This window comes from Streptomyces sp. KL109B, assembly GCF_030766935.1.
GTDB lineage: Bacteria > Actinomycetota > Actinomycetes > Streptomycetales > Streptomycetaceae > Streptomyces.
Genome location: NZ_JASERL010000003.1, coordinates 141,270 through 162,035 on the forward strand (window position 1 = coordinate 141,270; position 20,766 = coordinate 162,035).

Below are 20,766 nucleotides of genomic sequence, written 5' to 3' on the forward strand. Positions count from 1 at the left end.
CACGCCTCGTCGACACGGACAGCGATGACACCGATACCCTTTGTGAACATGAAGATCGCTTTCGTGGGGAAGGGCGGCAGTGGCAAGACCACGCTGTCCTCACTGTTCATCCGCCATCTCGCCGGCACCGGCTCTCCGGTCATCGCCGTCGACGCCGACATCAACCAGCACCTCGGGGCCGCGCTCGGGCTCGACGAGGGCGCGGCGGGCGAGCTGCCCGCCCTGGGGGCGCGGCTGCCCCTGATCAAGGACTATCTGCGCGGCTCGAACCCGCGGATCGCCTCGGCCGACACGATGATCAAGACGACGCCGCCCGGCGAGGGCTCGCGGCTCCTTCGGGTGCGCGAGAACAATCCGGTGTACGACGCGTGCGCCCGTGGCGTGGAACTCGACGGCGGCGCCGTGCGTTTGATGGTCACCGGACCCTTCACCGAGGCCGACCTCGGTGTCGCCTGCTACCACTCCAAGACCGGAGCGGTGGAGCTGTGCCTGAACCACCTCGTCGACGGCCGCGGCGAGTACGTGGTGGTCGACATGACCGCGGGCTCCGACTCCTTCGCGTCCGGCATGTTCACCCGCTTCGACATGACGTTCCTGGTGGCCGAGCCCACCAGGAAGGGCGTCTCGGTCTACCGCCAGTACAAGGAGTACGCGCGGGACTTCGGGATCGACCTCAAGGTGGTGGGCAACAAGGTGCGGGACGCGGACGACCTGGAGTTCCTGCGCGCCGAGGTCGGCGACGACCTGCTCGTCACCGTCGGGCACTCGGACTGGGTGCGCGCCATGGAGAAGGGGCGCCCGCCGCGCTTCGAGCTCCTGGAGGCGCCCAACAAGGAGGCTCTACGGGCGCTCCAGGGCGCGGCCGACGCCACGTACGAGGTGCGCGACTGGGAGCGCTATACGCGGCAGATGGTGCACTTCCACCTGAAGAACGCCCAGAGCTGGGGCAACGAGAAGACGGGGGCCGACCTGGAGTCCCAGATCGACCCCGGCTTCGTACTACGGGAGAGCGTCGCGGCGACCGCCTGAGCGGGAGATCGCGTGAGCGGGCGAATCGCCTGAGCAACGGATGTGCGGGGGCTACGACTTGGTGGCCGGGGCCCCCGGTGCCCCCTTCGGGATCTTGACGCCCTTGCGTTCCAGGAAGGCCGCCCAGCCCTCCTTCGGCTCCTCGCTCACCGCGAGGCGGCCGAGCTTCTTCAGGGTCTTCGGGTCCTGGGCGTCGAGCCAGTCGGTGACCTGCTTGAAGGAGACGCAGCGGACGTCGGGCTTCTTGCAGACCCGCTCGACCGTCTGCTCCACGGCGCGCATGTAGGTGCCGCCGTTCCAGGACTCGAAGTGGTTGCCGATGACGAGCGGGGCGCGGTTGCCCTTGTAGGCGCGGTCGAAGCCCGCGAGCAGGCTGTCGCGCATCTGGTCGCCCCAGTAGGCGTGCTTGGCGGGGTCGCCCTGGGTGGCCGATCCGGACTGGTTGGCCATGAAGTTGTAGTCCATGGTCAGCTGCTCGTAGGAGTGGCCCTTGAAGGGGACGAGCTGCATCGACAGGTCCCACAGGCCGTTCTTCTTCTTGGGCCAGACCTGTTCGTTGACGCCGCTGGTGTCGTAGCGGAAGCCGAGGTCGCTCGCGGCGCGCCGGAAGTTTTCCTTGCCTTCGAGGCAGGGGGTGCGGGCGCCGATGAGCTCCTTGTCGTAGTCGAAGGGCAGCGGGGCCGACCTGTTGAGGCCCGCGTTGCTCTTCCATGCCTTTACGAAGGACTTGGCCTGCCGGATCTCGCTCTTCCACTCGTCGACCGACCACTGGCCCACTCCGCCGTTCTTGCCGCAGAAGTGGCCGTTGAAGTGGGTGCCGATCTCGTTGCCCTCGAGCCAGGCGCCGCGCAGTTGCTCGACGGTGTCCTTGATTCCCTTGGAGTCGTTGAAGCCGATGTCCGAGCGGCCGGCCGAGTGCTGCGGCGCGTGGTACTTGCCCGCCTTGTCCCGCGGCAGCAGATACACGCCGCTGAGGAAGTACGTCATGGTCGCGTTGTTCTCCTTCGCGACCTTGCGGAAGTGCGAGAACAGCTTCTGGCTGTCCTCGCCCGCGCCGTCCCAGGAGAAGACCACGAACTGCGGCGGCTTCTGCCCCGGTCTGAGGCGCTCGGCCCTGGGCACGTTCGGCTGCCGTCCGGTGTACGCGGTCGAGCCGTCGCCGATGAGCCGGACCGCGCTGCCCGGGGCCGCGGCCTTGGCCTTCTTCGGGCCGGGGGCGCCCTTGCGGGGCTCGGTCCTCTCGGGGCTGTGCGCGCTCTCCCCGGCGGCGCAGCCCGCGAGCGCCGCGGCACACGCCGCGGCGGCGGTGATGCCCGCGGCGAGCCGTTTGGGGACGGTTCTGTGGGTGGCGGCCATCTTCCGCCCACCTTCTTCCTGGAGTCGGCTTGCATGGCGGTGAAAAGAGAGAGACGCCCCACTTGACCTATATGTACGGGCGCCGCCGCCACCGTGGCACGAGAGCCGGAACGAATTAGTCCGACAAGCCGACCGGGATGCTTATTCACTACTGAGCGTGAACAGCAGACCCATTTGCCCTTTAAGTCCGACCCCAACCTTTACCCTGCATTACGATTCATTTACCGAGCGTTGATTTCATCCCGCCGCTGCACGCCGTGAACCACGGCCGCGATCGACCCCACCCACCACTCGGGGTCACCCCCCATTCCGCGACCGCGCTGCACCCCGGAGGAGACGGGAAACATGTCAGCCTGCGTACCCACACGTGCCCATGACTCCGACGACGAGGGCCGTCCCAACGGCCCCGCAGGATCGGCCCGAACGGCACACAGTCCACCGCCCCGCCGCCGCCGTCCACGCCTCGCCGGCGTCGATGTGTCGGCATCCATCGCGGTCTTCCTGATCGCCATCCCCCTGTCCCTCGGCATCGCCCTGGCGACCGGCGCCCCGCTGGAGTCCGGCCTGGTCGCCGCCGCCGTCGGCGGCCTGCTCGCCGGTTTCGTCGGCGGCTCGCCGCTCCAGGTCAGCGGGCCCGCCGCGGGCCTGACCGTGGTCACCGCCGAACTGATCCAGCGCTACGGGTGGCGCACCACCTGCGCGATCACCGTGATGGCCGGCGTCGCCCAGCTCGGGCTCGGCTGTCTGCGCGTGGCCCGCACCGCGCTCGCCGTCTCGCCCGCCGTCGTGCACGGCATGCTCGCCGGGATCGGCATCACCATCGCCGTGGCCCAGCTGCACATCGTCCTGGGCGGCAACCCGGAGAGCTCCGTCGTCGCCAACCTGGCTTCGCTGCCCGCCCTGTTGGCGCACCCGCACCCCGCCGCGCTCGCCATGAGCGTGCTCACCCTCGTCGTGCTGTTCGGCTGGCCCAGGCTGCCCGGACGGTTCGGGCGGGCCGCGCGCAAGGTGCCCGCCGCGCTGATCGCCGTGACCCTGGCGACCGCCACCACCGCCACCTTCGGCCTGACGCTGCCCGAGGTCGACCTGCCGTCCTGGAGCAGCCACGCGCTGGCCGGGCTGCCGGAAGGGCCGGTGCTCGGCATCGCCGCCGCCGTGCTGACGACCACCCTGGTGTGCAGCGTGCAGTCGCTGCTCGGGGCGGTCGCCGTGGACAAGCTGGCCACGGCGAACCCGGAGATCCCGCCCACGGTGCGCCGCTCGAACCTCGACCGCGAACTGCTCGGGCAGGGCGCGGCGAACATCGTCTCGGGCACGCTCGGCGGGCTGCCCGTGGCGGGCGTCGCGACGCGCTCCGCGATGAACGTGAGCGCGGGCGCGGTGAGCCGCAACTCGACGATGCTGCACGGCATCTGGGTCCTCGTGGCCTCCCTGCTGCTCGTGCCCGTCCTGGAGATGATCCCGCTCTCCTCGCTGGCCGCCCTGGTGATGGCGGTCGGCATCCAGATGGTGTCCCTGAACCGCATCCGCACGGTCACCCGCCACCGCGAGGTCCTCGTCTACGTGGTGACCACGCTCGGCGTCGTCCTCTTCGGCGTCCTCGAAGGCGTCGGGCTCGGGGTCGCGGTCGCCGTCGGGGTCGCGCTGCGCCGCGTCGCGCACACCCGGATCACCGAGGCGGTGGACGCGCGCGGCGTCCACCACGTGCGCGTACGAGGGCAGTTGACGTTCCTGGCCGTGCCCCGGCTGAGCCGCGCGCTGCACCAGGTGCCCCAAGGGGCGCGCTGCGTCGTGGAGTTGGACGGGTCGTTCATGGACCACGCCGCGTACGAGGCACTGCAGGACTGGCGGAAGTCGCATACATCCCAAGGGGGACACGTGGAAATGACAGGACGTTCCGGCGGCAGGATCGCGGCGCCCGCGGGCGACGCGCACTCGTGCTGCAGGCCGTGGACGCCGTGGCGCAACCATCACTGCGACCGACCGCACCACACCCCTTCGGACCAGGGCCGTCCGCACCAACTGGCCAGCGGGATCAGCGCGTTCCAGCGCAATACGGCGCCGCTGGTGCGCGAGGAGCTGGCGCGGCTCGCCCGCGAGGGGCAGAAGCCCACGCAGCTCTTTTTGACCTGCGCGGACTCCCGGCTCGTGACGTCGATGATCACGTCGAGCGGGCCCGGTGACCTCTTCGTCGTACGGAATGTGGGCAACCTCGTGCCCCTGCCCGGCGCCGAGAGCGCGGACGACTCGGTGGCCGCCGCGATCGAGTACGCCGTCGACGTGCTGAAGGTGCAGTCGATCACCGTGTGCGGGCACTCCGGATGCGGGGCGATGCAGGCGCTGTTGAGCAGTCCGCCGAGCGGTCACGGGGCGCTGACGCCGCTCAAGCGCTGGTTGCGGCACGGGGTGCCGAGCGTGGAGCGGATGGCCGACGCGGGGATGCCGTGGGCGCGGCTCGCGGGGCGCTCGCCCGCCGACGCGGTCGAGCAGCTCTGCCTGACCAATGTCGTACAGCAGTTGGAGCACTTGCGGGAGCACGAGTGCGTGGCGCGCGCCCTGGAGCGGGGCACGCTCGAACTGCACGGCATGTACTTCCACGTCGGGGAGGCGCAGGCGTATCTGCTCGGGGCGGCCGATCCGGTCTTCGGGCAGGTGGAGGCCGCCACCCAGGTCTGAACCGACCGCTCCCCACAGCCGTGCAGTGAGGTGAGAGCGTAGGGCTCCCGACCTGGTCGGGAGCCCTGTGCGCACAGGTCTAAACCAGTTCGCCGATCCCCCTTGTCACCGGGGGTCGGCGTCTGATGAGCTGTGGCCTGGGACACAACGGTCGCCTCCGGCGCAAAAGATGCATGGGAGATGTCGTGAGCAACGAAAGCCTGGCCAACCTTCTTAAGGAGGAGCGACGCTTCGCGCCGCCCGCTGACCTGGCCGCGAACGCCAACGTCACGGCCGAGGCGTACGAACAGGCCAAGGCTGACCGGCTCGGTTTCTGGGCCGAGCAGGCCCGCCGCCTCACCTGGGACACCGAGCCGACCGAGACGCTCGACTGGTCGAACCCGCCGTTCGCCAAGTGGTTCAAGGACGGCAAGCTCAACGTCGCGTACAACTGCGTCGACCGGCACGTCGAAGCGGGGAACGGCGACCGCGTCGCGATCCACTTCGAGGGCGAGCCCGGCGACAGCCGCGCGATCACCTACGCCGAGCTCAAGGACGAGGTCAGCAGGGCCGCGAACGCCCTGACCGAGCTGGGTGTCGAGAAGGGCGACCGGGTCGCCGTCTACCTGCCGATGATCCCGGAAGCGGTCGTCTCGATGCTCGCCTGCGCGCGCATCGGCGCCGCGCACTCCGTCGTCTTCGGCGGCTTCTCCGCCGACGCCATCGCCAAGCGCATCGAGGACGCCGACGCCAAGGTCGTCATCACCTCCGACGGCGGCTACCGGCGCGGCAAGCCGTCCGCGCTGAAGCCCGCGGTCGACGAGGCGCTGACCCGCGTATCCGTCGAGAAGGTCCTCGTCGTGCAGCGCACCAAGCAGGACGTGGCCTGGACCGAGGGCCGCGACCTGTGGTGGCACGAGACCGTCGGGCGGCAGTCCGCCGAGCACACGCCGGAGGCCTTCGAGGCCGAGCAGCCGCTCTTCATCCTGTACACGTCGGGCACGACGGGTAAGCCGAAGGGCATCCTGCACACCTCCGGCGGCTACCTGACGCAGGCCAGCTACACGCACCACGCCGTCTTCGACCTCAAGCCGGAGACCGACGTCTACTGGTGCACGGCCGACATCGGCTGGGTCACGGGCCACTCGTACATCACGTACGGACCGCTCTCGAACGGCGCGACGCAGGTCATCTACGAAGGCACCCCGGACACCCCGCACCAGGGCCGCGTCTCCGAGATCGTGCAGAAGTACGGCGTCACGATCCTCTACACGGCGCCCACCCTGATCCGTACGTTCATGAAGTGGGGCGACGAGATCCCCGCGAAGTTCGACCTGAGCAGCCTGCGGGTGCTCGGGTCCGTGGGCGAGCCGATCAACCCGGAGGCCTGGGTCTGGTACCGGAAGAACTTCGGCGCCGACAAGTGCCCCGTCGTGGACACCTGGTGGCAGACCGAGACCGGCGCGATCATGATCTCGCCGCTGCCGGGCGTCACCGAGACGAAGCCGGGCTCCGCGCAGCGCGCGCTGCCGGGCATCTCCGCGACGGTCCTCGACGACGAGGGCCACGAGGTGCCGAACGGCGGGGGCGGCTACCTCGCCCTCACCGAGCCGTGGCCGTCCATGCTGCGCACCATCTGGGGCGACGACCAGCGGTTCATCGACACGTACTGGTCGCGCTTCGAGGGCACGTACTTCGCCGGTGACGGCGCCAAGAAGGACGAGGACGGCGACATCTGGCTGCTCGGCCGGGTCGACGACGTCATGCTCGTCTCCGGGCACAACATCTCGACCACCGAGGTCGAGTCGGCGCTCGTCGCGCACGAGGCCGTCGCCGAGGCCGCCGTGGTCGGCGCCGCCGACGAGACGACCGGGCAGGCGATCGTCGCCTTCGTGATCCTGCGCGGCAGCGCGGACGCGGACGACGAGTCGCTGGTGGCGGACCTCCGCAACCACGTGGGCGCCACCCTCGGCCCGATCGCCAAGCCGAAGCGGATCCTGCCGGTCGCCGAATTGCCCAAGACGCGCTCCGGCAAGATCATGCGCCGCCTCCTGCGCGATGTCGCGGAGAACCGGGCGGTGGGCGACGTCACGACGCTCGCCGACTCCTCCGTGATGGACCTGATCCAGGCGGAACTGCCGTCGGCGTCCAGCGAGGACTGATCCACGCAGATCGCGAGAGACGGGCATCCGGCGAGCGCGCCGGATGCCCGTTTCGTACGTAAGGTGATGATCAACAAGCACGCCGGAACGCCCTGTAGGGTAAAGGTCGCGTCAGGAACGCGACAGAGATCCATAGGGTGCGCCGGGAAGTCTGGTCGGCAACGCAGTCCGCCGTACCCGACTGGAGGTCTCACCAGTGAGCGCGCCCACGAACAAGCCCGACCGCAAGGACCGCAAGGCACTCGGCCGGCTCTCCCTGCCCGAGCGGAACTTCGTCGCCGAGGCGCTGCGCACGGAAACCGTCGGCGGTGTACTGCTCCTCGTGGCCGCGGTCGCCGCGCTCGTCTGGTCCAACATCCCGGCCCTGCACCACAGCTACGAGGCCGTCAGCGAATGGCACATAGGCCCCGGCGCCCTCGGCCTCGACCTCTCCATCGAGCACTGGGCCGCCGACGGACTCCTCGCGATCTTCTTCTTCGTCGCCGGCATCGAGCTCAAGCGCGAACTCGTCGCGGGCGACCTGCGCGACCCGAAGGCCGCCGCGCTGCCGGTCGTCGCGGCCCTGTGCGGCATGGCGACTCCGGCGCTCGTGTACGTCGTCGTCAACGCGTTCGGCGGCGGCTCGATGTCCGGCTGGGCCGTGCCGACCGCCACCGACATCGCCTTCGCGCTCGCCGTGCTCGCCGTCATCGGTACGTCGCTGCCGAGCGCGCTGCGTGCCTTCCTGCTGACCCTCGCCGTCGTCGACGACCTCTTCGCGATCCTGATCATCGCGATCTTCTTCACCGACGACCTGAACTTCGCGGCGCTCGGCGGCGCCTTCGTCGGCCTCGCCGTCTTCTGGCTGCTACTGAAGAAGCGGGTGCGCGGCTGGTACATCTACGTACCGCTGGCCGTGGTCATCTGGGGGCTGATGTACAACAGCGGCGTCCACGCCACCATCGCCGGTGTCGCGATGGGCCTGATGCTGCGCTGCCACCGCGAGGAGGGCGAGGAGCACTCCCCCGGCGAGCACATCGAACACCTGGTGCGGCCGCTCTCCGCCGGGCTGGCGGTGCCGCTGTTCGCGCTGTTCAGCGCCGGTGTCGCGGTGTCGGGCGGGGCCCTGGGCGACGTATTCACCAAGCCGGAGACGCTCGGCGTGGTGCTCGGACTCGTCGTCGGCAAGGCGGTCGGCATCTTCGGCGGTACGTGGCTGACCGCCCGGTTCACCAAGGCCTCGCTCTCCGACGAGCTGGCCTGGCCGGACGTGTTCGCGGTGGCCTCGCTCGCCGGCATCGGCTTCACGGTCTCGCTGCTCATCGGCGAACTCGCCTTCACCGGCGACCCCTTGCTGACGGACGAGATCAAGGCGTCCGTGCTGATGGGCTCGCTGATCGCGGCGGTCCTGTCCAGCGTGCTGCTGAAGATACGGAACGCCAAGTACCGCACCTTGTACGAGGCCGAGAACCTCGACGAGGACCTCTCCGGGGTGCCGGACATCTACGAGGTGGGCGACCCGGCGTACCACCTCCGGATGGCCGAGATGCACGAGCGCAAGGCCGCGGAACACCGCAGGCTTGCGCAAGTGGCGGCCGGGGCAGGCGGCGAGGACGAGCGTCCGGCATGATCTGACGGAGACTTTGCGCAGTACGCGCATACGAAGCAGCCACAGAAGAACAGGGGAGTACGCGATGAGCGCACCCGACGACAGCCCGGTCGGCGCCGAACGCAGCATCGGCCAGCTGTTCGCATCCGCGACGGCCGAGATGTCCGCGCTGGTGCACGACGAGATCGCCCTGGCCAAGGCGCAGCTGAAGCGGGACGTGAAGCGGGGCGCCGTCAGCGGCGGCGCGCTCGCGGCGGCGGGGGTGGTCCTCACCTTCTCGCTGCCCATGCTCAGCTTCGCGCTCGCGTACGGGATCAACGCCTGGACCGGCGGGTCCAACGGCGACGGCGGCTGGAACATGGCCTGGTGCTTCCTGCTGTCGTTCGCGGCGAGCGTGGTCATCGCGCTGCTGCTCGCGCTCATCGGCGTCGTCTTCGCCAAGAAGGCCGCGAAGGGCAAGGGCCCGCAGAAGACCGCCGCCTCGTTCAAGGAGACGGCGGGCGTACTGCAGAACGCCAAGCCGCACCCCCGTGAGGTGACCGCGGACGGCCATGACACGAAGGCCATCGAGGCTGTGGCACGCTCGTCTTCATGACGGACCCTGCCACTCCTTCGGCCCAGCCGCCCCCATCCTTCGTACTCCTCGACGTCCCCGGCGGTCACCGGGTGACCCACCGGGACGTCGCGGCGAACGGCGCGCGCTTCCACATCGCCGAGCTGGGCGACGGGCCGCTGGTGCTGCTGCTGCACGGCTTCCCGCAGTTCTGGTGGACGTGGCGGCACCAACTCGTCGCGCTCGCCGACGCGGGCTTCCGGGCCGTGGCGATGGACCTGCGAGGGGTGGGCGGCAGCGACCGTACGCCGCGGGGTTACGACCCGGCGAACCTCGCGCTCGACGTCACCGGCGTGATCCGGTCCCTGGGCGAGCCCGACGCCGCGCTCGTCGGCCATGACCTCGGCGGATATCTCGCCTGGACCGCGGCCGTGATGCGGCCCAAGCTGGTGCGCCGGCTCGCGGTCTCCTCGATGCCGCATCCGCGCCGCTGGCGCTCGGCGATGATCGCGGACTACCGGCAGTCGCGCTCGGGTTCGTACGTGTGGGGCTTCCAGCGGCCGTGGCTTCCCGAGCGTCAACTCCTCGCGAACGACGGCGAGTTGGTGGGCAAGCTGGTACGCGACTGGTCGGGGCCGCACCAGCCCGACGACGACACCGTGCGGACGTACCGGCAGGCCATGTGCATCCCGTCGACCGCGCACTGCTCGATCGAGCCGTACCGGTGGATGGTGCGCTCCCTCGCGCGCCCCGACGGGATCCAGTTCAACCGGCGGATGAAGCGCCCCGTGCGCGTGCCGACGCTGCACCTGCACGGCTCCCTCGACCCGGTGATGCGCACGCGCAGCGCGGCGGGCTCCGGCGAATACGTCGAAGCGCCGTACCGCTGGCGGCTGTTCGACGGGCTCGGGCACTTCCCGCACGAGGAGGATCCCGTGGCATTCTCGAAGGAGCTCGTCAACTGGCTGAAGGATCCCGAACCGGATCGGTGAGCCCGGATCTCCCGGCTCGGACCGGCGCGGGAACGCCTGTGCTTCGAACGGCCAATTGCCCGGCGCATAACCCAATTTGGGGAGCGTGAGGGCGGTTACCGACCATGGGGCAGGGGCACACGTCGGGGTATGGGCTGGACGCACGACTACGGTGACGCAGCACGCAATCGCCGCCCAGCGATGACGCTGGGCTCTCTCCAGAGGGGAGCGCCGGACAGCTGGTCGGCGCACGATCCCCGGCTGGGCATTCCTCGTATTCTGCGGCGCCGGGCCCGGTGGGTCTCCGCGCGGATCCGGCACGGCGGGCGGGGCTGAACTCCCCTTCCGCGGCGGGTTCCCCGGCTACAGCGCGCAGGCGTCCGTGTCGACCTGCTGGCTCGCCCGGCGGCCGAGCGCGACGTCTCCGCTGATCTCGTCGCCGGAGAGCGCGTAGCCGGTCTGCGAGTCGTCGAGGGACTTCGCGAACACCACGCCGTACACCTTGCCGTCCGGAGTGAGCAGCGGGCCGCCGGAGTTGCCCTGGCGGACCGTCGCGAACAGCGAGTACACATCGCGCCGCACGGTGCCCCGGTGGTAGATGTCCGGGCCGTCCGCCGTGATGCGGCCGCGTACGCGCGCGGGACGGACGTCGTACGCGCCGTTCTCCGGGAAGCCCGCGACGATCGCGCCGCCGCCGCGCTGCGCGTCGGCGTCGGTGAACTGGAGCGGGGGCGCCTTCAGGGCCGGCACGTCCAGGACCGCGATGTCGCGCTTCCAGTCGTAGAGCACGACCTTCGCGTCGTAGCGCACGCCCTCGCCGCCTATCTGGACGGTGGGTTCGTCGACGCCGCCGACCACGTGCGCGTTCGTCATCACGCGGCGGTCCGAGAAGACGAAGCCGGTGCCTTCGAGGACCTTGCCGCAACTGGGCGCCTGGCCCACGACCTTGACGATGGAACGCTTCGCGGTGAGCGCCGTCCTGCTGTTCGCAAGGGCCGGGTCCGGCGGCTTCACCTCGGCGATCGGCTCGTTCGCGAACGGGCTGAAGACCTGCGGGAACCCGTTCTGCGCGAGCGTGGAGGAGAAGTTGGCGAACCAGCTGTTGGCCTGCGTGGGCAGCGCCTGCGCGACGCCGAGCAGCACCTTCGAATTGCGTACTTCCTTGCCGAGCGTGGGCAGCGTGGTGCCGGCGAGCGCGGAACCTATCAGCCATGCCACCAGGAGCATCGCCGCCACGTTGACCACCGCGCCGCCCGTCGCGTCGAGCGCGCGGGCCGGGGACCACGTGATGTACCGGCGCAGCTTGTTGCCCAAGTGCGTGGTGAAGGCCTGGCCCACGGAGGCGCAGACGATCACGACGACCACGGCGACGACCGCGGCGGTCGTGGTGACCTCCGCGTCGCTGGTGATCGCGTCCCACAGGACGGGCAGCGCGTAGACCGCGACGAGGCCGCCGCCGAGGAAGCCGATCACCGACAGGATGCCGACGACGAAGCCCTGGCGGTAGCCGACGATCGCGAACCACACGGCGGCGGCGAGCAGCAGGAAATCCAGCACGTTCACCGATTCACGCCCCGCCTCGCATGTCGCCCCGCCCCTGTCGGCCCGTGCACTGTCGGCCCGTGCACTGTCGGCCCGTGCACTGTCGGCCGTGCTCCTCGATACCTTCCGGCCCCTGGTCTTCCGGCCCCTGCGCCTCGTTCACGGCGACCACCCTGTCACGACCGCCAATCGAGTGGGACCGTCTTTGATCGGTCCCAGGGGCGCTCCCACCCGGCGTAGTGCAGCAGCCGGTCGATCACGCCCGCGGTGAAGCCCCAGACGAGGGCCGATTCCACCAGGAAGGCGGGGCCCTGGTGGCCGCTCGGGTGGACCGTCGTCGCCCGGTTCGCCGGGTCGGTGAGATCCGCCACGGGGACCGTGAAGACGCGCGCCGTCTCCGCCGGGTCGACCGCGGCGACGGGTGAGGGCACCCGCCACCACCCCAGTACGGGCGTGACGACGAAACCGCTCACCGGGATGTACAGCTTCGGCAGCACGCCGAAGAGCTGGACGCCGCCCGGGTCGAGCCCGGTCTCCTCCCACGCCTCCCGCAGCGCGGCCCGCAGCGGTCCTTCGGCGAGCGGGTCGCCGTCCTCCGGGTCGAGGGCGCCGCCGGGGAACGAGGGCTGGCCCGCGTGGGATCTGAGCGAGCCGGAGCGCTCCATGAGCAGCAGCTCGGGGCCGCGCTCGCCCTCGCCGAACAGGATCAGCACGGCGGACTGCCGGCCGGCCCCGCTCTCGGGCGGCAGGAAGCGGCTGAGCTGCTCGCCGCGGACGGTGGCGGCGGCGTGCGCGACGGGGTCAAGCCAGTCGGGGAGGCCGTCGGTGCGGAGGGTGACGTCGGAGGGTGGCGGGGTGCCGGGGCCGCCGTGCCCCGGGCCGTGCGACCCGGTCCGGCCCGCCGCCCCCTCCGCCTCGCCGCTCAACTCGCCGATCTCGCTCACGTGCTTCATCGCCGCCCCCTCGCGGTGTGCTGGGCCAACCCCCGACTGCCCTCCGATACGGTCCGTCACGCCTCCCGGCCGGGCAGGGGCGGGGCCGGGAGCCCACCCGCGTCCAGATACGACTTCGGCGGCTTCAGGCGCTGGCCGGGGAAGCCGCCCTTCTCGTACTTGAGCAGCTTCTTGGCCTTCTCCGGGTCCGTCTCGCCCTCTCCGTACGCCGGGCAGAGCGGGGCGATCGGGCAGGCGCCGCAGGCCGGTTTGCGGGAGTGGCAGATGCGGCGGCCGTGGAAGATCACGTTGTGACTCAGCTGGGTCCACTCGCTCTTCGGGAAGAGCGCGCCGACCGCCTGCTCGACCTTGTCCGGGTCCGTCTCCTCGGTCCACTTCCAGCGGCGCACCAGGCGGCCGAAGTGCGTGTCGACGGTGATGCCGGGCCTGCCGAAGGCGTTGCCGAGGACGACGAAGGCGGTCTTGCGGCCCACGCCGGGCAGCTTGACCAGGTCTTCGAGGCGGCCTGGCACCTCGCCGCCGAAGTCCTCGCTCAGCGCCTTGGCCAGGCCCATGATCGAGCGCGTCTTGGCGCGGAAGAAGCCGGTCGGCCGGATCAGCTCCTCGACCTCCTCCGGATTGGCCGCGGCCAGGTCCTCGGGGGTCGGATACGCCGCGAACAGGGCGGGCGTCGTCTGGTTGACCCGCAGGTCCGTCGTCTGGGCCGACATGACCGTGGCCACCAGGAGCTGGAAGGGGTTCTCGAAGTCCAGCTCCGGGTGCGCGTACGGGTACACCTCCGCGAGCTCCCGGTTGATCTTCCGGGCGCGGCGGACGAGCGCGGTGTGCGACTCGGGCTTCTTCGCGGCCGTCGTCTTCTTCGGGGCCGTCGTCTTCTTCGCGGCGGCCGTCGTCTTCGCCGCGGCCGGCTTCGTCTTCTTCGCGGGCGCAGTCATCGGCTAGGCGGCCTTCCCCTGTACGAACACGGACCTGAGTACGGGCGCGGAGGCAGCCTCCGAAGGCTGTTCGCCCACAGCGGAATCACGGTCTCCCATTACCGTCACGACCCCCTCCGCCTGCGCTCTCACCGGCATTTTGAACACTCGGCCAGCCTAAAGCCCGGCACTGACATCCGCCCCGAAGCCGCCGGATCGCTCCACGATTGGCCCCCTCCCCCTCGGGTTGTGGCGCGGGTGCGGCAGACTTGTGTACGAGTGACTGATCACACTGTTTGGACCGTCCGGCAAAATGGGCAGTGGAAATGATCGACAACCGGGGCGATCCGGTCGATTCGATCGGGTCCAGTCCCGATGCAGGCGACATAGGAGAGAAACTCGTGGACGACGTTCTGCGGCGCGCCCCGCTCTTCGCGGCGCTCGATGACGAGCAGGCCGCGGAGCTCCGCGCCTCCATGAGTGAGGTGACCCTCGCACGCGGCGACGCCCTGTTCCACGAGGGCGACCCCGGAGACCGCCTGTACGTGGTCACCGAGGGCAAGGTGAAGCTCCACCGCACTTCCCCCGACGGGCGCGAGAACATGCTCGCCGTCCTCGGCCCCGGCGAGCTGATCGGCGAGCTGTCGCTGTTCGACCCGGGACCGCGCACCGCCACCGCCAGCGCCCTCACCGAGGTCAAGCTGCTCGGCCTCGGCCACGGCGACCTGACGCCCTGGCTGAGCGCCCGGCCCGAGGTGGCCACCGCGCTGCTGCGCGCCGTCGCACGGCGCCTGCGCAAGACCAACGACCAGATGTCCGACCTGGTCTTCTCCGACGTGCCGGGCCGGGTGGCCCGCGCCCTGCTCGACCTGTCGCGCCGCTTCGGCGTGCAGTCCGAGGAAGGCATCCACGTCGTGCACGACCTGACGCAGGAAGAGCTGGCCCAGCTGGTCGGCGCCTCCCGCGAGACGGTCAACAAGGCGCTCGCGGACTTCGCGGGCCGCGGCTGGCTCCGCCTGGAGGCCCGCGCCGTGATCCTCCTGGACGTGGAGCGCCTCGCGAAGCGCTCGCGCTGACACGACGCGCCTCACACGCCTCTACGTAGAAGGGTCCCGCCACACGAACCGTGGCGGGACCCTTCTACGTAGAGCCACGAACAACCACACAAGGGGAGCCGCTCATGACCCAGCCGCCCGATGATCTCGTCACCCGTTTCGAGGCCGAGCGCGGGCGGCTGCGCTCCGTGGCGTACCGGATGCTCGGTTCGCTGAGCGAGGCCGAGGACGCCGTGCAGGAGGGCTGGCTGCGGCTGCAGCGGGTCTCATCCGACGGCAGCGACGACGTACGGAATCTGAGCGGCTGGCTGACGACCGTCGTCGGGCGGATCTGCCTCGACATGCTGCGGGCCCGCTCGTCGCGCCGCGAGGAGCCCCTGGAGGACGGCTCGGACGGCTCGGACGGCCTGGTCGAGGTCCGCGTCCCGGACCCGGTGGTGCGCCCCGCCGACCCCGTCCAGGAGGCCGAACTCGCGGACTCCGTAGGGCTCGCGCTGCTCGTCGTGCTCGACACGCTCGCGCCCGCCGAGCGCCTCGCCTTCGTGCTGCACGACATGTTCGCGGTGCCCTTCGAGGAGCTGGCGCCCGTCGTGGAGCGCACGCCCGCGGCGACCAGGCAGCTGGCGAGCCGCGCGCGGCGCCGCGTACAGGGCGCGACGGTGCCGCCCGACACCTCGCTGGCCCGGCAGCGCGAGGTCGTCGACGCCTGGCTGGCCGCCACGCGCGTGGGGGACTTCGAAGCGCTGCTGGAACTCCTCGACCCGGACGTCCTGCTGCGGGTCGACGCGGGCGGCGGCACCGCGTCCGGGCTGCTGCGCGGGAGCCTGGCCGTCGCCAAGCAGGCCGCGTTCTACGGGAAGTTGGCGCAGGCCGCGTACCCGGCGGTCGTCGGCGACACGCTCGGCATCGTGCAGGCGCCCCGCGGCCAGGTCGTCGGGGTGCTCGCCTTCACGTTCCGGGGCGGCAAGGTGGTCGGGGTCGACATCATCGCCGACCCGCCGCGGCTCGCCGCCCTGGGCATCAAGTGGGCGTCTTCTTAAGGATGTTCTAGATCAACCCGTGTTCGCGCAGATAGTCGAGCTGGGCCCGCACGCTCAGCTCGGCCGCCGGCCACAGGGAGCGGTCCACGTCCGCGTACACGTGCGCCACGACGTCCGGCGCGGACACGAACCCGTCCTCGACGGCCGTCTCCACCTGGGCGAGGCGGCCCGCGCGGTGCGCGAGGTAGAACTCGACGGCGCCCTGGGCGTCTTCGAGCACGGGGCCGTGGCCCGGCAGCACCGTGTGCGCCCCGTCGTCGACCGTCAGCGAGCGCAGGCGGCGCAGCGAGTCCAGATAGTCGCCCAGGCGGCCGTCCGGGTGCGCGACCACGGTCGTGCCGCGGCCGAGGATGGTGTCGCCCGTCAGGACGGCCTGGTCGGCCGGGAGATGGAAGCACAGCGAGTCCGCGGTGTGGCCGGGGGTCGGCACGACGCGCATCTCCAGGCCGCCCGTGGTGATCACGTCACCGGCCGCCAGGCCCTCGTCGCCGAGCCGCAGCGCCGGGTCGAGCGCCCGCACCTTCGTCCCGGTCAACTCGGCGAACCGGCCCGCCCCTTCGGCGTGGTCCGGGTGGCCGTGCGTGAGGAGGGTGAGCGCGACCCGCTTGCCCGCCTTCTCGGCGACGTCCACGACGGCGCGCAGGTGGTCGTCGTCCAGCGGGCCCGGATCGACGACGACGGCGAGGTCGCTGTCCGGTTCGGCGACGATCCAGGTGTTGGTGCCGTCGAGGGTCATCGCGGACGGGTTCGGCGCAAGGACGTTGACCGCGCGGGCGGTGGCGGGGCCCGAGAGGACCCCGCCGCGCGGCTGCCCCGGCAGTGCGGCGGCTTCGGTCATCAGGAGGCTCCCCCGTTCTGCCCGTTCCGGTCGGATCCGCCGGTCGGGATGTGCTTGGTGAACTCGTCGTGCCCCGGCCAGGACAGCACCAACTCGCCCTCCTCCAGGCGCGCCTGGGCCAGTACGGGGGTGAGGTCGCGCCCCGCCGCCCCTTCGAGGGCGTCGCCCACGCGCGCGTACTCGGCAAGCGTGCGCAGCGTCGCGATCGTCGGCGGCATCATCGACAGCTCGCCCTGGTCGTACGCCGCCGCGGCCCGCCCCGGCCTGATCCACACGGTGCGGTCGGCCTCGGAGGAGTCGTCGCTGGTGCGCTGGCCCGCCGGGAGGGCGGCCACGAAGAACCACGTGTCGTAGCGGCGCGGTTCGAACTCGGGGGTGATCCAGCGGGCCCAGGCGCCGAGCAGGTCGGAGCGGAGCACCAGACCGCGGTCGTCCAGGAACTCGGCGAAGGACAGGTCCCGGTCGATCAGCGCCTGCCGGGCGGCCTGCCAGCGCTCGCCCGTGGTGTCGTCGACAACGGTGTCCGGAGTGGGGCCCGCGAGCAGCACACCCGCCTCCTCGAACGTCTCCCGTACGGCGGCGCAGACGATCGCCTGCGCCTCCCGTTCCGGTACGCCGAGGCGCGCGGCCCACTCCGCGCGCGTGGGGCCCGCCCAGCGGACGAGCCGGTCGTCGTCGCGGGGGTCGACCCCGCCTCCCGGATACGCGTAGGCCCCGGCCGCGAACTTCATCGACGTACGTCTGCGGAGCATGTGCACCTCGACGCCCGAAGCGGCTTCGCCGGATCTGAGCAGCATCACCGTCGCCGCGCGGCGCGGAGTCGCCGGTGTGAGCGTGCCGGCGGCGAGGGCGCGGATACGTTCCGGCCACTCGGGGGGATACCACTGCCCGTTTGCCATGGCCGGAGGCTAACGGGTGGCGGCTGGATGTTCGAGAGGTGCCACCCGCCCGGGGTTGCGGTCGCGGGGCTCTGCCCCGGACCCCGCTGCTCAATCGCCGCAGGGGCTCCACATGCCCAGCCCCGCCGGCGTTCGAGGCGCAGGGGTCCGGGGCAGAGCCCCGCGAACCACCCGCCCAGGACTCCGCGGAGCGGTTACGCCTCGGTGAGCTCCACCTGGATCTCGACCTCGACCGGCGCGTCCAGCGGCAGGACCGCCACGCCGACCGCGCTGCGCGCGTGCACGCCCTTGTCGCCGAGGACCTCGCCGAGCAGCTCGCTCGCGCCGTTGATGACGCCGGGCTGGCCGGTGAAGTCCGTGGCGGAGGCGACGAAGCCGACGACCTTCACGACCCGCGCGATGCGGTCCAGGTCACCGGCGACCGACTTCACGGCGGCCAGCGCGTTCAGCGCGCACGTGCGAGCCAGGTCCTTGGCCTGCTCGTCCGTGACCTCGTCGCCGACCTTGCCGGTCAGCGGCAGCTTGCCGTCGACCATGGGCAGCTGCCCCGCCGTGTACACGTACACGCCGGACTGCACGGCCGGCTGGTACGCGGCCACCGGCGGCACCACGGGCGGCAGGGTCAGGCCCAGCTCGGCGAGCCGCGCGTCGACGACGCCTCCCGCCCGTCGCCCGCCACCACCCTCAACCGAGGTGCTTCGCGCCGCCCCTGTCATGCGTCCTTCTCCCGCTTCAGGTACGCCACCAGCTGCTCGGGGTTGTTCGGCCCCGGCACGACCTGGACCAGCTCCCAGCCGTCCTCGCCCCAGGTGTCCAGGATCTGCTTCGTCGCGTGCACGAGGAGCGGCACGGTCGCGTATTCCCACTTCTTTGCCATGGGGCCGACTGTATCCGCCACACGTGGCCGAAGCGTTCCGGAGGCTGCTGCGTGGATGTCGGACCTACTGGTTAGGCTCGAATACGTGAGCAGGCTCCAGGTCGTCAGCGGCAAGGGCGGGACCGGAAAGACCACGGTCGCCGCCGCGCTCGCGCTCGCCCTCGCGACCGAGGGCAAGCGCACTCTCCTCGTGGAGGTGGAGGGCAGGCAAGGGATCGCGCAGCTCTTCGAGACGGAGGCGCTTCCTTATGAGGAGCGGAAGATCGCAGTCGCGCCCGGGGGCGGCGAGGTGTTCGCGCTCGCCATCGATCCCGAACTGGCGCTGCTCGACTACCTCCAGATGTTCTACAAGCTGGGCGGCGCGGGCCGCGCCCTGAAGAAGCTGGGCGCGATCGACTTCGCGACCACCATCGCGCCGGGCCTGCGCGACGTACTCCTGACGGGCAAGGCCTGCGAGGCCGTCCGCAGGAAAGACAAGCGCGGACGTTATACGTACGACTACGTCGTCATGGACGCGCCGCCCACCGGCCGCATCACCCGGTTCCTGAACGTGAACGACGAGGTGGCCGGGCTCGCCAAGATGGGCCCGATACACAATCAGGCGCAGGCGGTGATGCGGGTCCTCAAGTCCCGTGAGACGGCCGTGCACTTGGTGACGCTCCTCGAGGAGATGCCGGTGCAGGAGACCCTCGACGGGGTCGCCGAACTGCGCTCAGCGAAGCTCCCAGTGGGCCGGATCATGGTGAACATGGTGCGGCCCGCGCTCCTCGGGGAACCCGACCTGGCGCTGGCCCGCGACGGCGAGGTCCGCCCGGCCGTCACGGAGGCGCTGACGGCCGCCGGGCTCGGCAGCGCCAAGCGGCTCGTCGGACCGCTGCTCGCCCAGGCCGACGAGTACGCCGAGCGGTACGCCCTGGAGCGCGAGCAGCGCGAGCAGCTCGCCGACGCGGGGCTGACGCTGCACGAACTGCCGCTGCTCACCGAGGGCTTGGACCTCTCCGGGCTGTACACGCTCGCCGAGGAACTGCGACAGCAAGGGATTTCATGACACTGAACCCTTCGGGCACGCTCGACGTGGATCCGCTGCTCGACGACCCGGCCACCCGCATCGTGGTGTGCTGCGGCAGCGGCGGCGTCGGCAAGACCACCACGGCCGCCGCCCTCGGGCTGCGCGCCGCCGAGCGCGGCCGCAAGGTCGTCGTCCTCACCATCGACCCGGCCCGCAGGCTCGCCCAGTCCATGGGCATCGACTCGCTGGACAACACGCCGCGCCGGGTCAAGGACATCGACAACGGGTCCGGCGGCGAGCTGCACGCGATGATGCTCGACATGAAGCGCACCTTCGACGAGATCGTCGAGGCGCACGCGGACGAGGAGCGCGCGAAGGCGATCCTGTCCAACCCCTTCTACCAGTCGCTCTCTGCGGGCTTCGCGGGCACGCAGGAGTACATGGCGATGGAGAAGCTGGGGCAGCTCAGGTCCCGCGACGAGTGGGACCTGATCGTCGTCGACACCCCGCCGTCGCGCTCCGCGCTCGACTTCCTGGACGCGCCGACGCGGCTCGGCTCCTTCCTCGACGGAAAGCTGATCCGGCTGCTCATGGCGCCGGCGAAGGTCGGCGGCCGGGCCGGGATGAAGTTCCTGAACGTCGGGATGTCGATGATGACCGGCACCCTCGGCAAGCTGCTCGGCGGTCAACTGCTGCGCGACGTCCAGACGTTCGTGGCCGCGATGGACACCACCTTCGGTGGTTTCCGTACCCGCGCGGACGCCACGTACAAGCTGCTTCAGGCGCCCGGCACCGCGTTCCTCGTGGTCGCGGCGCCCGAGCGGGACGCGCTGCGCGAAGCGGCGTACTTCGTGGAGCGGCTCGCCGCGGAGAAGATGCCGCTGGCCGGGCTCGTACTGAACCGGGTGCACGCGAGCGGTGCGGGCAGGCTTTCGGCCGAACGCGCGCTCGCCGCCGCGGAAAATCTTGACGAGCGCCGCATTGTGGATCAGGCGGACGGGAAGGAAGAGAGTCGTGCCACTCCCGAACCGGCTCCCCCGCCGGACCCGGCGCCCGCGAATCCCACCATTGAGCAACTGACCGCGGGACTGCTGCGGTTGCACGCCGAGCGCATACAGATGGTCGCGCGCGAACAGCGCACGCGTGACCGCTTCACCGCGCTCCATCCCGAGGTCGCCGTGACCGAAGTCGCGGCGCTGCCCGGTGACGTACACGACCTGACGGGCCTCAGGGACATCGGGGAACGGCTCGCGGCCGGTGGCACTCCGGCCGGAGCAGCATGAGCCGTACGCGGGTGAGCTGACCTGCGGTTGCAGGTGAGGTGA

The 20,766-nt window shown here is 70.9% G+C and carries 19 protein-coding genes; 11 read left to right on the forward strand and 8 right to left on the reverse strand.

The genetic code is table 11. The features are described 5' to 3' along the window. Positions 1–48 precede the first annotated feature (48 nt). A complete protein-coding gene (locus tag RBJ65_RS11945; RefSeq protein WP_306318526.1) occupies positions 49–1,029 on the forward strand; it encodes an ATP-binding protein in 981 nt (326 codons plus the stop codon). A 51-nt stretch (positions 1,030–1,080) separates the two neighbouring features. On the opposite strand, the gene RBJ65_RS11950 is transcribed toward RBJ65_RS11945, so the two are convergent. After that, a complete protein-coding gene (locus RBJ65_RS11950; RefSeq protein ID WP_306318525.1) occupies positions 1,081–2,385 on the reverse strand; it encodes a hypothetical protein in 1,305 nt (434 codons plus the stop codon). 345 nt (positions 2,386–2,730) lie between these two features. Here RBJ65_RS11950 and RBJ65_RS11955 point away from each other — a divergent pair, with 345 nt between their 5' ends. From RBJ65_RS11955 to RBJ65_RS11980, 6 genes are all read left to right on the forward strand, one after another. Next, positions 2,731–5,061 carry a bifunctional SulP family inorganic anion transporter/carbonic anhydrase gene (locus RBJ65_RS11955; protein WP_306318524.1) on the forward strand — a complete coding sequence of 777 codons (2,331 nt, stop codon included), beginning with the start codon at positions 2,731–2,733 and terminating at the stop codon, positions 5,059–5,061. Positions 5,062–5,234: 173 nt separating this feature from the next. Next, on the forward strand, positions 5,235–7,202 hold the full coding sequence (gene acs, locus RBJ65_RS11960; RefSeq protein WP_306318523.1) for an acetate--CoA ligase: 1,968 nt from the start codon (positions 5,235–5,237) through the stop codon (positions 7,200–7,202). Positions 7,203–7,398: 196 nt separating this feature from the next. After that, on the forward strand, positions 7,399–8,811 hold the full coding sequence (nhaA, locus tag RBJ65_RS11965) for a Na+/H+ antiporter NhaA (protein WP_306318522.1): 1,413 nt from the start codon (positions 7,399–7,401) through the stop codon (positions 8,809–8,811). A gap of 64 nt (positions 8,812–8,875) precedes the next feature. Beyond that, positions 8,876–9,385: a phage holin family protein gene (locus RBJ65_RS11970; protein ID WP_306318520.1), complete on the forward strand. Its 510-nt coding sequence runs from the start codon at positions 8,876–8,878 to the stop codon at positions 9,383–9,385. After that, positions 9,382–10,335: an alpha/beta fold hydrolase gene (locus RBJ65_RS11975; protein ID WP_306318519.1), complete on the forward strand. Its 954-nt coding sequence runs from the start codon at positions 9,382–9,384 to the stop codon at positions 10,333–10,335. Before RBJ65_RS11970 ends, RBJ65_RS11975 begins: the two co-directional genes overlap by 4 nt. A 129-nt stretch (positions 10,336–10,464) precedes the next feature. Next, complete coding sequence (locus RBJ65_RS11980) at positions 10,465–10,650, forward strand: hypothetical protein (protein ID WP_306318518.1); 186 nt, start codon at positions 10,465–10,467, stop codon at positions 10,648–10,650. A 27-nt stretch (positions 10,651–10,677) separates the two neighbouring features. Here the strand turns inward: RBJ65_RS11980 and RBJ65_RS11985 are convergent, their stop codons facing one another. From RBJ65_RS11985 to nth, 3 genes are all read right to left on the reverse strand, one after another. Continuing rightward, entirely contained in the window at positions 10,678–11,877 is a 1,200-nt protein-coding gene (locus RBJ65_RS11985) for a MarP family serine protease (protein ID WP_306318517.1), read from the reverse strand. A 155-nt stretch (positions 11,878–12,032) separates the two neighbouring features. Continuing rightward, positions 12,033–12,809 (reverse strand): CoA pyrophosphatase, encoded by a 777-nt coding sequence (locus RBJ65_RS11990; protein WP_306318516.1) that lies wholly within the window; start codon positions 12,807–12,809, stop codon positions 12,033–12,035. Between the two features lie 56 nt (positions 12,810–12,865). After that, positions 12,866–13,744 carry an endonuclease III gene (gene nth, locus RBJ65_RS11995; protein WP_306318515.1) on the reverse strand — a complete coding sequence of 293 codons (879 nt, stop codon included), beginning with the start codon at positions 13,742–13,744 and terminating at the stop codon, positions 12,866–12,868. Positions 13,745–14,124: 380 nt separating this feature from the next. Here nth and RBJ65_RS12000 point away from each other — a divergent pair, with 380 nt between their 5' ends. After that, on the forward strand, positions 14,125–14,799 hold the full coding sequence (locus RBJ65_RS12000; protein WP_306318514.1) for a Crp/Fnr family transcriptional regulator: 675 nt from the start codon (positions 14,125–14,127) through the stop codon (positions 14,797–14,799). A 104-nt stretch (positions 14,800–14,903) separates the two neighbouring features. Further along, positions 14,904–15,818, forward strand: a complete 915-nt coding sequence (locus tag RBJ65_RS12005; protein WP_306318513.1) for a sigma-70 family RNA polymerase sigma factor — start codon at positions 14,904–14,906, stop codon at positions 15,816–15,818. A gap of 7 nt (positions 15,819–15,825) precedes the next feature. Here the strand turns inward: RBJ65_RS12005 and RBJ65_RS12010 are convergent, their stop codons facing one another. The 4 genes from RBJ65_RS12010 to RBJ65_RS12025 form a co-directional block, all read right to left on the reverse strand. Continuing rightward, positions 15,826–16,656, reverse strand: a complete 831-nt coding sequence (locus tag RBJ65_RS12010) for an MBL fold metallo-hydrolase (RefSeq protein ID WP_306318512.1) — start codon at positions 16,654–16,656, stop codon at positions 15,826–15,828. Then, positions 16,656–17,555, reverse strand: coding sequence for an NUDIX hydrolase (locus tag RBJ65_RS12015; protein ID WP_306318511.1), 900 nt, complete (start codon positions 17,553–17,555; stop codon positions 16,656–16,658). Before RBJ65_RS12015 ends, RBJ65_RS12010 begins: the two co-directional genes overlap by 1 nt. A 194-nt stretch (positions 17,556–17,749) precedes the next feature. Further along, positions 17,750–18,271 (reverse strand): RidA family protein, encoded by a 522-nt coding sequence (locus RBJ65_RS12020; RefSeq protein ID WP_306318509.1) that lies wholly within the window; start codon positions 18,269–18,271, stop codon positions 17,750–17,752. Further along, positions 18,268–18,432, reverse strand: a complete 165-nt coding sequence (locus RBJ65_RS12025; RefSeq protein WP_086020382.1) for a DUF4177 domain-containing protein — start codon at positions 18,430–18,432, stop codon at positions 18,268–18,270. Before RBJ65_RS12025 ends, RBJ65_RS12020 begins: the two co-directional genes overlap by 4 nt. 85 nt (positions 18,433–18,517) lie before the next feature. Here RBJ65_RS12025 and RBJ65_RS12030 point away from each other — a divergent pair, with 85 nt between their 5' ends. Together RBJ65_RS12030 and RBJ65_RS12035 are read left to right on the forward strand one after the other, a co-directional pair. Then, positions 18,518–19,480 carry an ArsA-related P-loop ATPase gene (locus RBJ65_RS12030; RefSeq protein ID WP_306318508.1) on the forward strand — a complete coding sequence of 321 codons (963 nt, stop codon included), beginning with the start codon at positions 18,518–18,520 and terminating at the stop codon, positions 19,478–19,480. Next, the gene (locus RBJ65_RS12035) at positions 19,477–20,724 is read left to right on the forward strand and encodes an ArsA family ATPase (protein WP_306318507.1); all 1,248 of its coding nucleotides are present in this window, start codon (positions 19,477–19,479) and stop codon (positions 20,722–20,724) included. The genes RBJ65_RS12030 and RBJ65_RS12035 overlap by 4 nt, the downstream gene beginning before the upstream one ends. Positions 20,725–20,766: the final 42 nt, after the last annotated feature.

Coding starts and splice junctions, on each gene's coding strand:
- RBJ65_RS12025 (WP_086020382.1), bottom strand. CDS start 18,432: ATGGCAAAGAAGTGGGAATACGCGACCGTGCCGCTCCTCGTGCACGCG.
- RBJ65_RS11945 (WP_306318526.1), top strand. CDS start 49: ATGAAGATCGCTTTCGTGGGGAAGGGCGGCAGTGGCAAGACCACGCTG.
- nth (WP_306318515.1), bottom strand. CDS start 13,744: ATGACTGCGCCCGCGAAGAAGACGAAGCCGGCCGCGGCGAAGACGACG.
- RBJ65_RS12005 (WP_306318513.1), top strand. CDS start 14,904: ATGACCCAGCCGCCCGATGATCTCGTCACCCGTTTCGAGGCCGAGCGC.
- RBJ65_RS11980 (WP_306318518.1), top strand. CDS start 10,465: ATGGGCTGGACGCACGACTACGGTGACGCAGCACGCAATCGCCGCCCA.
- RBJ65_RS11970 (WP_306318520.1), top strand. CDS start 8,876: ATGAGCGCACCCGACGACAGCCCGGTCGGCGCCGAACGCAGCATCGGC.
- RBJ65_RS11955 (WP_306318524.1), top strand. CDS start 2,731: ATGTCAGCCTGCGTACCCACACGTGCCCATGACTCCGACGACGAGGGC.
- RBJ65_RS12015 (WP_306318511.1), bottom strand. CDS start 17,555: ATGGCAAACGGGCAGTGGTATCCCCCCGAGTGGCCGGAACGTATCCGC.
- RBJ65_RS12035 (WP_306318507.1), top strand. CDS start 19,477: ATGACACTGAACCCTTCGGGCACGCTCGACGTGGATCCGCTGCTCGAC.
- RBJ65_RS12020 (WP_306318509.1), bottom strand. CDS start 18,271: ATGACAGGGGCGGCGCGAAGCACCTCGGTTGAGGGTGGTGGCGGGCGA.
- acs (WP_306318523.1), top strand. CDS start 5,235: ATGGGAGATGTCGTGAGCAACGAAAGCCTGGCCAACCTTCTTAAGGAG.
- RBJ65_RS11990 (WP_306318516.1), bottom strand. CDS start 12,809: ATGAAGCACGTGAGCGAGATCGGCGAGTTGAGCGGCGAGGCGGAGGGG.
- RBJ65_RS11950 (WP_306318525.1), bottom strand. CDS start 2,385: ATGGCCGCCACCCACAGAACCGTCCCCAAACGGCTCGCCGCGGGCATC.
- RBJ65_RS11975 (WP_306318519.1), top strand. CDS start 9,382: ATGACGGACCCTGCCACTCCTTCGGCCCAGCCGCCCCCATCCTTCGTA.
- RBJ65_RS12010 (WP_306318512.1), bottom strand. CDS start 16,656: ATGACCGAAGCCGCCGCACTGCCGGGGCAGCCGCGCGGCGGGGTCCTC.